Here is a 14,036-nt window from a genome sequence, read left to right on the forward strand (position 1 = left end):
GGCATTCCACGAAAGGATCATCCATGACGTCCGCCGCTGTCGACCATCCGAGCAAGGTGCTCGCCACGTTCGCCGCCGACCTGAAGTTCGACGCCATCCCCGCCCCCGTGCTTCGCCGCACCGAGGACCTGATGCTCGACTGGCTGGGCTCCGTGCTCGCCGCGCGCACGGCGCGGCCGGTGCGCAGCATCGAGCGCTTCGCGCAGATGATGGGGCCCGCCGAAGGCCCCAGCGAACTGCTGACCTCGCGGTGCACCACTTCGCCGGTGTTCGCCGCGCTGGTCAACGCGGCGGCCTCGCATTTCGTGGAGCAGGACGACGTGCACAACGGCTCGGTGTTCCACCCGGCCGCTGTCGTCATCGCGCCTGCCCTGGCCGTGGCGCAGAGCATCGGCGCGAGCGGTGCGCAGTTGCTCACGGCCGTCGTCGCGGGCTACGAGGTCGGCATCCGCGTGGGTGAATTCCTCGGCCGCTCGCACTACAAGACCTTCCACACGACCGCGACGGCGGGCACCCTCGCGTCGGCCGCGGCGGTGGGCCGGCTGCTGGAGCTCTCGCCGCAGCAGATGCTGCACGCCTTCGGCTCGGCAGGCACGCAGTCGGCCGGCGTGTGGGAGTTCCTGCGCGACGCGGCGGATTCCAAGCAGCTGCACTGTGCGCACGCCGCCGCCAGCGGGCTGATGTCGGCCTACCTCGCGCAGGACGGCTTCACCGGGGCCGCGAAGATCCTCGAAGGCGCGCAGGGCCTGGGCGTGGGCATGTCGAGCGATGCCGACCCGGCGAAGCTCACCGACGGCCTGGGCACGCGCTGGACGCTGGCCGAGACCTCCTTCAAGTACCACGCCTCCTGCCGCCACACCCACCCCGCGGCGGACGCGCTGCTGCAGGTGATGCAGCAGAACAGGCTGAAGCCGGCCGACGTGTCGCGCGTGACCACGCATGTGCACCAGGGCGCCATCGACGTGCTGGGCCGCGTCGATGTGCCCGCCACGGTGCACCAGGGCAAGTTCTCGATGGGCACGGTGCTGGGCCTGATCGCCGTGCACGGCCGCGCGGGCCTGGGCGAGTTCGACCGCGACTTCCTCGCGCCCGAGGTCTCGGCCTTCCGCGAGAAGGTGACGATGCAGCTCGACGAGGAAGTCGACACGGCCTACCCGGCACGCTGGATCGGCAAGGTCAGCGTGCAGACCGCCGACGGCCGCACGCTGCAGGGCCGCGTGGACGAGCCCAAGGGCGACCCCGGCAACAGCCTGAGCCGCGCCGAGATCGAGGACAAGATGCAGCGCCTCGCGCACTACGGCGAAGGCGCCACGGCCGAGGAGGCGAAGGCGCTGTGCCGGCGCGTCTGGCAACTGGCCGACACGCCGCGCGTGGGACGCTGGCTGGCTTGAGCCCGTTCAGGCTGGCGCGGTCCAGGCGAAGAGCCGGCCGCAGCCCGGCGAGCGCGCATCGAGCCCCGCGGTGCGCACCAGGTCCCAGAAGCCGGCTGGCGAGCTGGACACCACGGGCACCTGCAGGCGCTCCTCCACCTCGCGCACCGCGTCGAGCGTGACCAGCCCGCCGCAGGAGATCAGGATGCCGTCGGCTCCCGGCTGCGCCTCGAACACCTTCACGCACAGGTCCACCAGCGCCTGGGTCGGCACCTTGCCGACGGCCTGCACGTCGGAGATCGACAGGCCTTCGAGCGCCAATGGCTCGAAGTCGCTCTGCTCCAGGTAGCCACGCAGCTGCTCGTTGACCTCGTCGATGTAGGCCGTGGCCACCGCCACGCGCCGCACCTTCAGGTGGCGCAGCCCGTTGACGATGGCGTTGCTCATGGTCGTGCAGGGCAGGCCGGTGGCATGCGCCATCTCGACCTCGAGCTGGCGGTTGAAGGCCGCGCCGCGGAAGAAGCTCAGGGAGGTGCCCATGAGCGAGATAGCGGAAACGCCCTCTTCCTTCTTCAGTGCCACCGCCTTCTCGACCACCGAGTCGATCACGTCGAGATAGCCGCGCGTGGAGATTTCCCCCAGGCCCAGGCCGCGCGCGCTGAAGCGGATGCGCTCGCCGTACAGCAGCGGGCCGTCCACCGGCACCGCGCCCGCGGCGGGCGGCACGATCAGTCCCAGGTGAGGCTGCGCCATGCTCAGCTCCCCTCGGCCACGATGTGCTGCTCCGCGATGATCTTCTTCCATCGCGCGGTCTCGGCGGCCATGTCCTTGCCGAGCTGGGCCGGCGCGGCGTACGCGCGCAGCGTGCCCTGCGCCGCCGCGGCGGTGCCGGCCTCGGGCGTGTCGAGCACTGCCTTCACGGCGGCAGAGAGCTTGTCGACGATCTCGTTGGGCGTGCCGGCCGGCGCCAGCACGAAGATGCGCGGCGCCACGTCGAAGCCCGGCAGGGCATCGGCCAGCGGCGGCACGCTCTCGGCGCCTTCGAGCTTGGCGGTGTTCATCATCGCGAGCGCGCGCAGCTTGCCCGCCTTGGCCTGCGCCATGCCGGCGGTGGCGCTTACCACGCCGATCGGAATCTGGCCGCCGATCACGTCGGGAACGATCTGCGCTGCGCCGCGATAGGGCACGTGCACCACCGGGCTGCCGGTGGCCTGCTTGAGCATCTCGAAGCCCAGGTGCTGCACCGTGCCCACGCCCGAGGTCGCGTACGAGTAGCGCGAGGCGTTGGCCTTGAGCTCCTTCACCAGCTCCGCCGGAGTCTTCGCGGGGAAGTCGTTGCCGACGACGATCATCAGCGGCGAGATGAAAGCCCCCGCCACCGGCTTGAAGCTGGTGAGCGGGTCGATCGCGATCTTCGGCTGCAGCAGCTTGGCGGCGAGCAAGGCGCTGTCGCCCATCATCAGCGTGTAGCCGTCGGGCGGCGCCTTGGCGACGAAGTCGGCCGCGATGAGCCCGGTCGCGCCGGTGCGGTTCTCCACCAGCACCTGCTGGCCCAGCACGTTCGACAGGCGCGTGCCGAGCAGCCGCGCCACCGCATCGACGCCGCCGCCGGCGGAGTAGCCGACGATGAGCCGGATGGGCTTGTCGGGGTACTTCTGGGCCTGGGCCCAGGCCGCGGGCGCCGAGAGGGCTGCAGCGAGGCCCAGGGCGGCCATCGCGCGCAACGCATGGCGGCGCGCGGGTGGTCGAATCGCTTGTGTGGCTTTCATCATGTCTCCGTTGTCTTTGATCGGACGCCGGCCGTCTGTCGCGGCCTGGTCGTGAAGGAAGAAAGTGTCGCGCGAGGGGTGGCGCCGGCCGCTCAGGCCTTGCCCTTGCCGTGCGAGGTCGGCAGCTTCGCCAGCTCGCGCACGCGCTCGGCGTTCGGCGCAAAGCCCAGGCCCGGCGTCTCCGGCAGCGTGAGCCAGCCCTGCTCGGGCACCGGCAGGCCGTCGAAGATCTGCTTGAGCATCTGCACCGCCACGTAGTGGTACTCGACCAGCCCGCCGTTCGACACGCCCGCATGCAGGTGCATGTTGTGGAAGGGCCAGGCGCCGCCGTTGTCGATGGGCACGTTGAAGGCCTGCGCCATGCCGGCGATCTTCAGCACCTGCGAGTAGCCGCCCGAGATGGTCACGTTGGGCTGCAGCACGTCGGCCGCCTGGTTCACCAGCAGGTCGCGGAAGCGGAAGGCCAGGCCCTCGTTCTGCCCGCAGGCCAGCGGGATGCGGGTGCGCGCGCGCAGCTGGGCCATCTGGCGCACGTCGTTCTGCGTGAGCGGTTCCTCGAAGAAGCTGATGCCGTAGGGCTCGATGCGGTGCGCGAGCTCGGTGGCGTGGAACAGGTCGAGGCCGCAGTTGGCGTCGACGTAGAGCTTCACGTCGGGGCCCACGGCCTCGCGCACGGCGGCGACGCGGCGCACGTCTTCCGCAATGACCTCGTCGAGCGGGCGCGGCTCGTCGCGGCGCGCGAGCGCATGGTTGCCGACCGTCATCTTCAGCCGCTGGAAGCCCTGCGACACCCACAGTTTGGCGGCGGCGGCGAGCTGGTCGCGCTCGAAGAAGCCGAAGCCGAAGGTGGCGTACACCGGCACCTTCGCGCGCGCGCCGCCGAGCAGGCGCCACAGCGGCTGGCCCAGCGCACGGGCCTTGATGTCCCACAGCGCGATGTCGAGCGCGGCGATGGCGTGGCTGGCGTAGCCGGTCTGGCCGCGCGGCGAGAGCAGCCAGTAGAGCTTCTCCCACAGGCGCTCGGTGGCCATCGGGTCCTCGCCGACCAGCGCGGGGCCCGCCACCTCGCGCACGGCGGCGGCGATGACTTCTTCTTCCGTGATGGCCGTCATGCCGTGGCCGACCAGGCCGGTGTCGGTCTCGATCTCGGTGAGGCACAACGACAGCGAGGTCTGCTTGTTCATGCCGACCACGTCGATGGTGACGGGAATGTTCAGCGGCGTGGCGCTGACGCGAACGATCTTCAAGTGTGTCTCCTTCGTTGATGCACGCATCTTTGCGTGCGAACCGCGGGAGAACAATTCGTTTTTGGCGAGTCCGAGCCTTCGCGCGCCACGAAGGCTGGCCTGCGGGCAGGCTCAGTCGGGCCGGCCCAGGTGCTCCAGCACCGAGCGCGCAGCCACCGTCAGCTCCTGCTGCCTGCGCACGCACAGCAGGTGGCGCCTGTGGGCCCAGGGCGCATCGAGCTTCAGGCAGCGCAGCTTCAGTATCTGCAGCTGCGGCAGGATGGCCGCATAGGGCAGCACGCCGATGCCCGCGCCCTGCTCCACCATGCGGCAGACCATGTCGAAGCTGCCCACCTGCATGCGTACCTTCAGCGGCACGCCGGCCTCCAGCGCCGCGGACAGCAGCACGCGGTGCAGCGCCGTGCCTTCGCGCACCACGATGTGGTCGTGGCTCAGTACCTCGTCGACGCCGATGCGCCGGCGCCGCGCGAGCGGATGGTCGCGCGCCACCACCACCGCCAGTTCGTCGTTGCGATACGGCAGGCATTCGAGCCCCTCGGCGGGCGTGTTGCCCTCGATCACGCCGATGTCGGCCAGGCCGGCCTGCACCGCCTTCACCACCTCGGTGCTGGCACGTTCCTGCAGGTCGATCTTCAGCACCGGATGCAGGCGCAGGAAGGAGCCGATCTGCGACGGAAGGAACTGCGCGATGGTCGATGCGTTGGCCGTGATGCTCACCACGCCCGCCACGCCGTTCTGGAAGTCGTCGAGTTCCGCGCCGAGACGGTCCATGGCAGACAGCACGGCGCGCGCATGCAGCAGCAGGCCGTGGCCCGCCGAGGTGAGCGTGACGCCGCGCGCATGCCGCACCAGCAGCGGCAGCCGCGCGCGGGCCTCGAGGTCGGAGATGCGCTTGCTGGCCGCAGCCAGCGCGATGTGGCAGCGCTTGGCGCCTTCGCTGATGCTGCCGTTGTCGGCAACGGCGACGAACAGGCGCAGCGACTTCAGGTCGGCCGACATGGCTGCGGCCTCCTCAGCGCGTCGCGAGGTGGTCGAACAACTCGCGCGCCAGGGCGGGCAGCTGCTCGCGGCTGCGCGCGATCAGCTTCAGCTCGCGCTCGGCCCAGGTGTCGCTGAGCGCCACCGTCGAGATGCGCATCGCCATCGACAGCCGCTGCGCCGACGACGCCGGCAGCACGCCGATGCCCACGCCCGCCTCGATCATCAGGCAGATGGCCTCGAAGCTGCTGACCTGGATGCGCGGATTGAAGCCGCGCCCTGCAAGCTCGGCCCGGCGCTGCAGGAAGCGGTGGATGGCGCTGCCGTGGTGCAGGCCCACGTGCTGTTCGTCGAGCGTGTCGGCAAAGGCCACCGAGGGCGCTCCGGCAAGGCGATGCGTGACCGGCACCACCAGCACGAGCTGGTTGCTGCCGAAGGGCCGCGAGTCGAAGTCGCCCGTGTGCACGTCGCCTGCGAGGATGCCGATGTCGGCCTCGCCGTCGGCCACCGCGCGCACGATCTCCTCGCTGAGGTATTCGCGCAGGTCGACCTGCACGGCCGGATGCTGCGTGAGAAAGCCCGCCAGCTTCTGCGGCAGGTATTCGGTGATGGAAGTGGTGTTGGCGAACACCCGCACATGGCCCTTGATGCCCTTGCCGAAGTCCTGCATGTCGCAGCGCAGGTGCTCCATCTGCTGCATCACGCGCTTGGCGTGGTAGAGCACTGCCTGGCCCGCCGCCGTGAGGCTCACGCCCTGCGCACTGCGGTGCAGCAGCTTGCCGCCCACGGCCTCCTCCATCTGCTTGATGCGCGTGGAGGCGGCGGCCAGCGAGATGCAGGCCTTCTCCGCGCCGCGCGTGAGGCTGTGCGCGTCCGCCACGTAGACGAACAGTTTCAGGTCGAACAGGTCGAAGTGCAGGTTCACCGGGCGCCGGAATCAAGGGGAAGCGGAACGCGCATTGTCCGGCGAATGGCCTCCCGAACGGCCTGATGCGGGTTTGTCCTCAGACCGGGTCCCAGCTGAACACGTCCGCCGAGCGGTCGAGCTCGAAGAAGCTGGCGCGCATCGCGGGCATGGCGTGCTCGGCGATGCTCTGCGGCGTCCAGCCCTCCGAGCGGTGGATGGAGCGCACCGGCCGCGGCTGGCTGATGAGCGAGATCTCGTTGTTGCGCACCGAGAAGATCTGGCCGTTGACCGCCGCCGCGGCATCGCTCGCAAGGTACACGGCCAGCGGCGCGACCTTGGCGGGCGTCATCTGCTTGATCTTGTCGACGCGGGCGCGCTGCTCGTCGGTATCGGTGGGAATGGCGCCGATCATGCGGCTCCAGGCGAAGGGTGCGATGCAGTTGGAGCGCACGTTGAATTTCTGCATGTCCAGCGCGATCGACTTCGACAGCGCCACGATGCCCAGCTTGGCCGCCGCATAGTTGGCCTGGCCGAAGTTGCCGATCAGGCCCGACGTGGAGGTCATGTGCACCAGCGCGCCCGACTCCTGCTCCTTGAAGTGCGTGGCGGCGGCGCGGCTCACGTAGTAGGCGCCGTACAGGTGCACCTTGAGCACCGAGTCCCATTCGTCGACCGACATCTTGTGGAAGAAGCGGTCGCGCAGGATGCCCGCGTTGTTGACCACCGCGTCGATGCGCCCGAAGCCGTCGATGGCGCACTGCACGATGCGCGCCGCGCTCGCGGCGTCGGCCACGCTGTCGGTGCTGGGCACCGCCTGCCCGCCGGCCGCGCGGATCTCGTCGACCACCTGCTGCGCGGGGCCGGCGCTGCCCCCTGCTCCGTCGAGCGCCGCGCCGATGTCGTTGACCACCACCTTCGCGCCATGCGCCGCCATCGCCAGCGCGATGTCGCGCCCGATGCCGCCGCCCGCGCCGGTGACGACGACCACTTTTCCTTCAACCATGCTTGCCTCTGCTGTAGATGTCCGTTCGCCCGCAGGTCGCGGGCGAAATCCAGAATGCCACAGGGAGGGCGACAGCGGGTTTCGGGTTTCCGAAGAGGGGCTTCGGCAACGCCCCCGACTACTGCCTCGCCGTGCGGATGTTCGGCGGCAGCGCCTGCGGCCAGCTCGTGCGGAAGGGGTTGATGTCGAGACCGCCGCGGCGCGTGTAGCGCGCGTACACCGCGAGCTTGTTCGGCTTGCAGCGCGTCCAGATGTCCGTGAACATGCGCTCGGCGCAGGGCTCGTGGAACTCGTTGTGGTTGCGGAAACTGACGATGTACGCGAGCAGGCCGGCCTGGTCGATGGGCGGGCCGCTGTAGCGGATCTGCACGCTGCCCCAGTCGGGCTGGCCGGTGACGAGGCAGTTGCTCTTGAGCAGCCGGCTGGTGAGGGTTTCGTTGACGGGCGCCTGCGTGGCATCGCTGCTCAGCAGCTCGGGCGTGGGCTGGTAGTGGCTGCACTCGATGTCGAGGCGGTCGAGGTCGAGGCCGTCGAGTTCGTGCACCGGCTCGCGGTCGAACATGTCGGGCGCCAGCAGGGTCACGCCGATGGTGGCCTGCTGGTCGCTGCCGCGCCATGCTGCCTCCGACAGGTCGGCGCGCAGGCGCTCGCGCACCGCGTCGACGCTCGCGAACTGGCTGTTGTTGAAGCTGTTGAGGTAGAGCTTGAAGCTCTTGCTCTCGATGATGTTGGGCGTCTCGCAGGGGATGGTGAAGTGCGCGATGGCCAGCTGCGGCTTGCCGCGCAGGTTGAGCCAGCTCACCTCGAAGGCGGTCCAGAGGTCGGCGCCGAAGAAGGGCAGCGCGCCTGTCCTGATGCCCATGGCCTCGCGCTGCGTGGCGCGCGGAATGGGAAAGAGCAGCGTCGGGTCGTAGTGGTCGGCGTAGGCGGACGCGCGGCCCAGCTGGGATTGCTCGGGGGTGTTGGGGTTCGGGTCTTGGCTCATGATGGTCTTGTCTGGGCGGCATCCGCCGCGTGCGCGAAAGGCGCGATGTGGTTGGCGAGGATGTCGCACACCTCGGGCGGCAGGTCGTGGCCCATGCCGGGAACGGAAACGAACTTCGAGCCCGGGATGCGCCGGGCCGTGTCTTCGCCGCAGGCGATGGGCACGAGCGCGTCGGCCTCGCCGTGCAGCACCAGCGTGGGCGACTGGATGCGCGGCAGCAGCGCGGGGCGCTCGTCGTCGGCGCCGATGGCGAGCATCTGCCGCATCAGGCCGGCCGGGTGGTAGGAGCGGCGCATGCTGAAGACGAGCCGCTCGGAGAGCTCCTCGTCGGTCTGCGGATAGGCCGGGCTCTGGATGAGCCGCAGCAGCCGGATGCTGTGCGCGACCAGCGCGGCCTCGTCGCGGCCCATCGGTCGGCGCATGAGCATGGCGGCGACCTCGCGGCGCGGACCGGGCAGGCCGCGCGCCCCGCTGGAGCTCATGATGCTCACGAGGCTGGCCGTGCGCTGCGGCGCGGCGGCAGCGATGCGCTGGGCGATCATGCCGCCCATGGAGGCGCCGACGATGTGGGCCCTTTCGATGCCGAGCGCGTCGAGCACGCCGAGCGAATCGAGGGCCATGTCCTGCAGCGTGTAGGGCGAGCGCACCTTCAGGCCGAGGCGGTGGCGGATGGTCTCCCACACGATGTTGCCCACGCCCGCGTGGTCGAAGCCCTGGCTCAGGCCGATGTCGCGGTTGTCGTGGCGCACCACGCGGAAGCCCGCGTCCACCAGCTGCTGCACGAAGGCCGTCGGCCATGCAACGAGCTGCATGCCCAGGCCCATGATGAGCAGGATGACGGGGCGACCCTCGCCCCCCGTGTCGTCGACCTCGATCTGCAGCCCGTTGGCGGTGACTTTCATCGATTGCTTCGTCGTGCCGGCGCTTCTTACTTGAACTCGCGCTCGCGCAGCCACTTGGTGGCGACCCACTTCTCGCCCGCGAGCACCGGCGCGCCGCCGTGCAGGGTGCGGGTGACGGGGTCGGGCCGGTCGTAGCTGAAGAACACGCCGCAGCCGCGCGCCGGGGCCACTTCGAGGCCCACGTCGGGGAAGGTGGTGGCGCCGCCGCCCTCGGGCTCCTGCAGGTACATCACCAGGGTAGCCACGCGCTGGCCGCCGCGCTTGAGGATGGTGGGCGTGCCGGGCTCGTTGGGGTCGAAGTAGTCGTAGTGCGGGCGGTACTGCGCGCCGGGTGCGTAGCGCAGGATCTGCAGGCCCTCGCCGAACTCGAGCGGCCAGCGCAGCAGCTCGGCGATGCGCTGCTCGACGCGGGCGACGATCTCGTTCTCGCCGCGTTCGAAGAACATGCCGTCGCTGGTGCGGTCGACGTTGAGCACCTCGCCGCCGGTGCGCGTCTCCACCGTGAGCGAGCGCGCGAGCCGCACGCGCGCGGCGGCGATCAGTCCTTCGCATTCCTCCGCCGACAGCAGGTTGCCGAAGACCACCACGCGCGGATGCCGCATGGTCTGCAGCACCTGCACGCGGCGGTCGCCCGCGTCGATGTACAGCGGCGCGCCGTCGAGGTCGGGCCCGGGCATCTTCGCCTGCACGGCCGGCAGCGCGACTTCCACGTTGGGAAATCCGGCTTCGAGCTGCGCCAGCGCCGTGTCGGCGGCGGCGTCGTGCCAGCCGGCCGCGCGCATGGAAGCGCGCAGCGCCGGCACCGAATGCCCGGCGGCGAGCTGGGCTACCAGCCACTCGCGCAGTTCCGGACTGATCGCTTGCGACATATCAATTACTCCTCCACGCTGCGGCAAGCCCCGCAACGCATGAAAAAACAGCCACGCCCCATTCCAGGAACACCGCGGAACCGGCTTTGCCGGGCCGCCGGTGTTGCCCCCTGCAAGGGGGTTGGCGAAGCGACACGAGGTGCGCGAAGACTGGGGGTCAGCCCAGCCTTCTCCTGAACACCAGCCTGTCGGGCCTGGATACGGATGCATCGAAACCATAACCTTCGAGGTCGAACTTTTCCAGTGCCTTGGGCGTGGCCGCCTTGTGCTGCACGGCCCAGCGCGCCAGCAGGCCGCGGGCGCGCTTGGCGAAGAAGCTCACGATCTTGTACCGGTCGCCCTTCCACTCCTCGAAGACGCACTCGACCACGCGGGCCTTGAGCACCTTCAGGTCGACCGACTTGAAGTATTCCTGCGACGCCACATTGACCACCACGGGAGTGCGGTCGGCCGCGAGGCGCTCGTTCAGGTGCTCGGCGATGCGCGGCCCCCAGAAGGCGTAGAGGTCCTTGCCGTGGCGGTTGGCCAGCTGGGTGCCCATCTCCAGGCGGTAGGGCTGCAGCAGGTCGAGCGGGCGCAGCAGGCCGTAGAGGCCGCTGAGGATGCACACGTGCTCCTGCGCCCAGGCCAGTTGGGCCTTCGTGAGGCTGCGGGCATCGAGGCCGCCGTAGACGTCGCCGTCGAAGGCGAAGGCCGCCTGACGGGCGTTCTTCGGCGTGCTCTTGCTGGACCAGGCCTCGTAGCGGGCCACGTTCAGGGCCGAGAGCTTGTCCGACAGGCTCATGAGCTCGGAGATCTGCTGGGGCGACTTCTCGCGCAGCAGCTTGATGAGCTCGACCGAGGGGCCGCGGGGCGATTCGAAATGGGGCTGGGTGGCGGGGATTTCGGCGGGGACGGGGGTTTCGTAGTCGAGCGACTTGGCAGGGGAAAGCAGGAACAGCATCCCGGAATTATCAGTGGCGGCCGTGACGGGGAGCCGCCCCGGTAAAATCGCCGGCTACCCACCTGTGTCCCCCCAGACGGCGCCCCGAGAGGGCCGTTCTGCATTTCCGTTCTGCATTTCCCATGAGCGAACCCACCACCCCTCCCGCCCAGCCTGGTCTGGACAGCCTTTCCAAATCGTTCGAGCCCGCCGCCATCGAGGCGCACTGGGGCCCCGAATGGGAGAAGCGCGGCTATGCCAAGGCCGGCTTCCGAGGCACGCAGCAACCCAAGGAAGGCGCCGAGTCGTTCGCGATCCAGCTGCCGCCGCCCAACGTCACGGGCACGCTGCACATGGGCCATGCGTTCAACCAGACGATCATGGACAGCCTCACGCGCTACCACCGCATGAAGGGCGACAACACGCTGTGGGTGCCCGGCACCGACCACGCCGGCATCGCCACGCAGATCGTGGTGGAGCGCCAGTTGCAGGAGCAGAAGGTCAGCCGCCACGACCTGGGCCGCAAGAACTTCGTGGCGCGCGTGTGGGAATGGAAGGAGAAGTCGGGCAACACCATCACCCAGCAGATGCGCCGCCTGGGCGACACGGTGGACTGGAGCCGCGAGTACTTCACCATGGACGACGACCTCTCCAAGGTCGTGACCCACACCTTCGTGAAGCTGTACGAAGAAGGCCTGATCTACCGCGGCAAGCGCCTGGGCAACTGGGACCCGGTGCTCAAGACCTCGGTGAGCGACCTCGAGGTCGAGAGCGAGGAGGAAGACGGCTCGCTCTGGCACATCGCCTACCCGCTCGAAGACGGCAGCGGCACGCTGACCGTGGCCACCACCCGGCCCGAGACCATGCTCGGCGACACGGCCGTGATGGTCCACCCCGAGGACGAGCGCTACAGGCACCTCGTCGGCAAGCGCGTGAAGCTGCCGCTGGTGGACCGCCTGATCCCGATCATTGCCGACGACTACGTCGACAAGGAATTCGGCACCGGCGTCGTGAAGGTCACGCCCGCGCACGACTACAACGACTATGCGGTCGGCCAGCGCCACAAGCTCGAGATGATCGGCGTGCTCACGCTCGACGCCACCATCAACGACAACGCCCCCGAGAAGTACCGCGGCCTCGACCGCTTCGTGGCGCGCAAGGCCATCGTGGCCGACCTCGACGCGCTGGGCCTGCTGGTCGAGGTGAAGAAGCACAGGCTGATGGTGCCGCGCTGCGCGCGCTCGGGCGCCATCGTCGAGCCGATGCTCACCGACCAGTGGTACGTGGCCATGACGCGCCCCGGCGCCGACGGCCAGTCGATCGCGCAGAAGGCCATCGACGTGGTGAAGTCGGGCGAGGTGCGCTTCGTGCCCGAGAACTGGGTCAACACCTACAACCACTGGATGGAGAACATCCAGGACTGGACCATCTCGCGACAGCTCTGGTGGGGCCACCAGATTCCGGCCTGGTACGACGAGGAAGGCAACGTGTACGTGGCGGAGGACGAAGCCGCCGCCCAGGCCAAGGCGCCCGGCAAGAAACTGACGCGCGACGAGGACGTGCTCGACACCTGGTATTCGTCGGCGCTGGTGCCCTTCTCGTCGCTCGGCTGGCCCGAGAAGACGCAGGATCTCGACCTGTACCTGCCCTCCACCGTGCTGGTGACCGGCTACGACATCATCTTCTTCTGGGTCGCCCGGATGATCATGATGACCAAGCACTTCATCGGCAAGGTGCCCTTCAAGCACGTGTACATCCACGGCCTGGTGCGCGACGCGCAGGGCAAGAAGATGAGCAAGTCGGAAGGCAACGTGCTCGACCCGGTGGACCTGATCGACGGCATCGAGCTGCCCGCGCTGCTCGACAAGCGCACGCAGGGCCTGCGCAAGCCCGAGACGGCGCCCGCCGTTCGCAAGAACACCCAGAAGGAATTCCCGGAGGGCATCCCCGCCTTCGGCGCCGACGCACTGCGCTTCACCTTCGCCTCGCTCGCGTCGCTCGGCCGCAGCATCAACTTCGACTCCAAGCGCTGCGAGGGCTACCGCAACTTCTGCAACAAGCTGTGGAATGCCACGCGCTTCGTGCTGATGAACTGCGAGGGCCAGGACTGCGGCCTGCTGGAGCACACCAAGGAAGAATGCCAGGTCGGCGGCAAGGCCCATGGCTACCTGAAGTTCAGCCGCGCCGACTACTGGATCGTGTCCAAGCTCCAGCGCGTGGAAGCCGAGGTGGCCCAGGGCTTCGAGGAATACCGCCTCGACAACGTGGCCACCGCGATCTACCAGTTCGCCTGGGACGAGTTCTGCGACTGGTACCTCGAGATCGCCAAGGTGCAGATCCAGACCGGCGACGACGCGCAGAAGCGCGCCACGCGCCGCACGCTGATCCGCGTGCTCGAGACCCTGCTGCGCCTCGCGCACCCGGTGATCCCGTTCATCACCGAAGAGCTGTGGCAGAAGGTTTCGAAGGTTGCAGGACGTGAGGGCGAGTCGATCATGATCGCCGCCTATCCGAAGAGCCAGCCGGAGAAGATCGACGAGGCGGCCGAGGCGTATGTCGCGCGCCTGAAGGCGCTGGTGGATGCGTGCCGGACGCTGCGCGGCGAGATGAACGTGTCGCCCGCCACGCGCCTGCCGCTCTACGCCGTGGCCGACGACGCAGAAGGCGCGGCCTTCCTGCGCGAATCGGCGCCGGTGCTGCAGGCGCTGGCCAAGCTCAAGGAAGTGAAGGTCTTCGACGACGAGGCCTCCTGGTCGGCTGCCGCCGAGGCTGCGCCCGTGGCCGTGGTGGGTGCCGCACGCCTGTGCCTGCACATGGAGATCGACAAGGCCGCGGAGAAGGTCCGCATCGGCAAGGAAGTCGCCCGCGTCGAAGGCGAGATCGCCAAGGTGCACTCCAAGCTGGGCAACGAAGCCTTCGTCGCGAAGGCTCCGCCGGCCGTGATCGAGCAGGAACGTAAACGTCTGACTGACTTCACCGCCATGCTGGAGCGCCTGCGCGACCAGCTTGTACGCCTCGGCTGACAGACCGGGGGCTTCGAAGACGTATAGGATGCCAGGAGCGGCTGCGCGCCGTTTCGCATCC

The 14,036-nt window shown here is 69.0% G+C and carries 12 protein-coding genes; 2 read left to right on the forward strand and 10 right to left on the reverse strand.

Annotation, left to right across the window (positions count from 1 at the left end; translation table 11 throughout):
* Positions 1-23: 23 nt before the first annotated feature.
* Entirely contained in the window at positions 24-1,391 is a 1,368-nt protein-coding gene (locus G369_RS0111965; protein WP_019654239.1) for an MmgE/PrpD family protein, read from the forward strand.
* Positions 1,392-1,397: 6 nt separating this feature from the next.
* On the opposite strand, the gene G369_RS0111970 is transcribed toward G369_RS0111965, so the two are convergent.
* From G369_RS0111970 to yaaA, 10 genes are all read right to left on the reverse strand, one after another.
* Positions 1,398-2,123: an arylmalonate decarboxylase gene (locus G369_RS0111970; RefSeq protein ID WP_019654240.1), complete on the reverse strand. Its 726-nt coding sequence runs from the start codon at positions 2,121-2,123 to the stop codon at positions 1,398-1,400.
* A gap of 2 nt (positions 2,124-2,125) precedes the next feature.
* Positions 2,126-3,139 carry a Bug family tripartite tricarboxylate transporter substrate binding protein gene (locus tag G369_RS0111975; RefSeq protein ID WP_020723047.1) on the reverse strand — a complete coding sequence of 338 codons (1,014 nt, stop codon included), beginning with the start codon at positions 3,137-3,139 and terminating at the stop codon, positions 2,126-2,128.
* A gap of 92 nt (positions 3,140-3,231) precedes the next feature.
* Complete coding sequence (locus G369_RS0111980; protein WP_019654242.1) at positions 3,232-4,386, reverse strand: mandelate racemase/muconate lactonizing enzyme family protein; 1,155 nt, start codon at positions 4,384-4,386, stop codon at positions 3,232-3,234.
* Between the two features lie 111 nt (positions 4,387-4,497).
* A complete protein-coding gene (locus G369_RS0111985; protein WP_019654243.1) occupies positions 4,498-5,385 on the reverse strand; it encodes a LysR family transcriptional regulator in 888 nt (295 codons plus the stop codon).
* A 13-nt stretch (positions 5,386-5,398) separates the two neighbouring features.
* Positions 5,399-6,289, reverse strand: a complete 891-nt coding sequence (locus tag G369_RS0111990; RefSeq protein WP_019654244.1) for a LysR family transcriptional regulator — start codon at positions 6,287-6,289, stop codon at positions 5,399-5,401.
* Positions 6,290-6,368: 79 nt separating this feature from the next.
* Positions 6,369-7,274, reverse strand: coding sequence for an SDR family NAD(P)-dependent oxidoreductase (locus G369_RS0111995; RefSeq protein ID WP_019654245.1), 906 nt, complete (start codon positions 7,272-7,274; stop codon positions 6,369-6,371).
* A gap of 118 nt (positions 7,275-7,392) precedes the next feature.
* A complete protein-coding gene (queF, locus tag G369_RS0112000; RefSeq protein WP_019654246.1) occupies positions 7,393-8,259 on the reverse strand; it encodes an NADPH-dependent 7-cyano-7-deazaguanine reductase QueF in 867 nt (288 codons plus the stop codon).
* Positions 8,256-9,161 carry an alpha/beta fold hydrolase gene (locus tag G369_RS0112005; RefSeq protein WP_019654247.1) on the reverse strand — a complete coding sequence of 302 codons (906 nt, stop codon included), beginning with the start codon at positions 9,159-9,161 and terminating at the stop codon, positions 8,256-8,258. Before G369_RS0112005 ends, queF begins: the two co-directional genes overlap by 4 nt.
* A 26-nt stretch (positions 9,162-9,187) precedes the next feature.
* Positions 9,188-10,030, reverse strand: coding sequence for a 2OG-Fe(II) oxygenase (locus tag G369_RS0112010; protein ID WP_019654248.1), 843 nt, complete (start codon positions 10,028-10,030; stop codon positions 9,188-9,190).
* A gap of 157 nt (positions 10,031-10,187) precedes the next feature.
* Positions 10,188-10,973: a peroxide stress protein YaaA gene (gene yaaA, locus G369_RS0112015; RefSeq protein WP_019654249.1), complete on the reverse strand. Its 786-nt coding sequence runs from the start codon at positions 10,971-10,973 to the stop codon at positions 10,188-10,190.
* Positions 10,974-11,095: 122 nt separating this feature from the next.
* Here yaaA and G369_RS0112020 point away from each other — a divergent pair, with 122 nt between their 5' ends.
* Complete coding sequence (locus G369_RS0112020; RefSeq protein WP_019654250.1) at positions 11,096-13,975, forward strand: valine--tRNA ligase; 2,880 nt, start codon at positions 11,096-11,098, stop codon at positions 13,973-13,975.
* The last annotated feature ends 61 nt before the right edge of the window (positions 13,976-14,036 follow it).

This window comes from Variovorax atrisoli 110B (assembly GCF_000382045.1).
In the GTDB taxonomy this organism is placed as follows: Bacteria; Pseudomonadota; Gammaproteobacteria; order Burkholderiales; family Burkholderiaceae_C; genus Variovorax; species Variovorax atrisoli.

Excerpts from the sequence above, each read along its gene's own strand:
- G369_RS0111965 (WP_019654239.1), top strand. The coding sequence starts at position 24 with ATGACGTCCGCCGCTGTCGACCATCCGAGCAAGGTGCTCGCCACGTTC.
- G369_RS0111970 (WP_019654240.1), bottom strand. The coding sequence starts at position 2,123 with ATGGCGCAGCCTCACCTGGGACTGATCGTGCCGCCCGCCGCGGGCGCG.
- G369_RS0111975 (WP_020723047.1), bottom strand. The coding sequence starts at position 3,139 with ATGAAAGCCACACAAGCGATTCGACCACCCGCGCGCCGCCATGCGTTG.
- G369_RS0111985 (WP_019654243.1), bottom strand. The coding sequence starts at position 5,385 with ATGTCGGCCGACCTGAAGTCGCTGCGCCTGTTCGTCGCCGTTGCCGAC.
- G369_RS0111995 (WP_019654245.1), bottom strand. The coding sequence starts at position 7,274 with ATGGTTGAAGGAAAAGTGGTCGTCGTCACCGGCGCGGGCGGCGGCATC.
- queF (WP_019654246.1), bottom strand. The coding sequence starts at position 8,259 with ATGAGCCAAGACCCGAACCCCAACACCCCCGAGCAATCCCAGCTGGGC.
- G369_RS0112005 (WP_019654247.1), bottom strand. The coding sequence starts at position 9,161 with ATGAAAGTCACCGCCAACGGGCTGCAGATCGAGGTCGACGACACGGGG.
- G369_RS0112010 (WP_019654248.1), bottom strand. The coding sequence starts at position 10,030 with ATGTCGCAAGCGATCAGTCCGGAACTGCGCGAGTGGCTGGTAGCCCAG.
- yaaA (WP_019654249.1), bottom strand. The coding sequence starts at position 10,973 with ATGCTGTTCCTGCTTTCCCCTGCCAAGTCGCTCGACTACGAAACCCCC.
- G369_RS0112020 (WP_019654250.1), top strand. The coding sequence starts at position 11,096 with ATGAGCGAACCCACCACCCCTCCCGCCCAGCCTGGTCTGGACAGCCTT.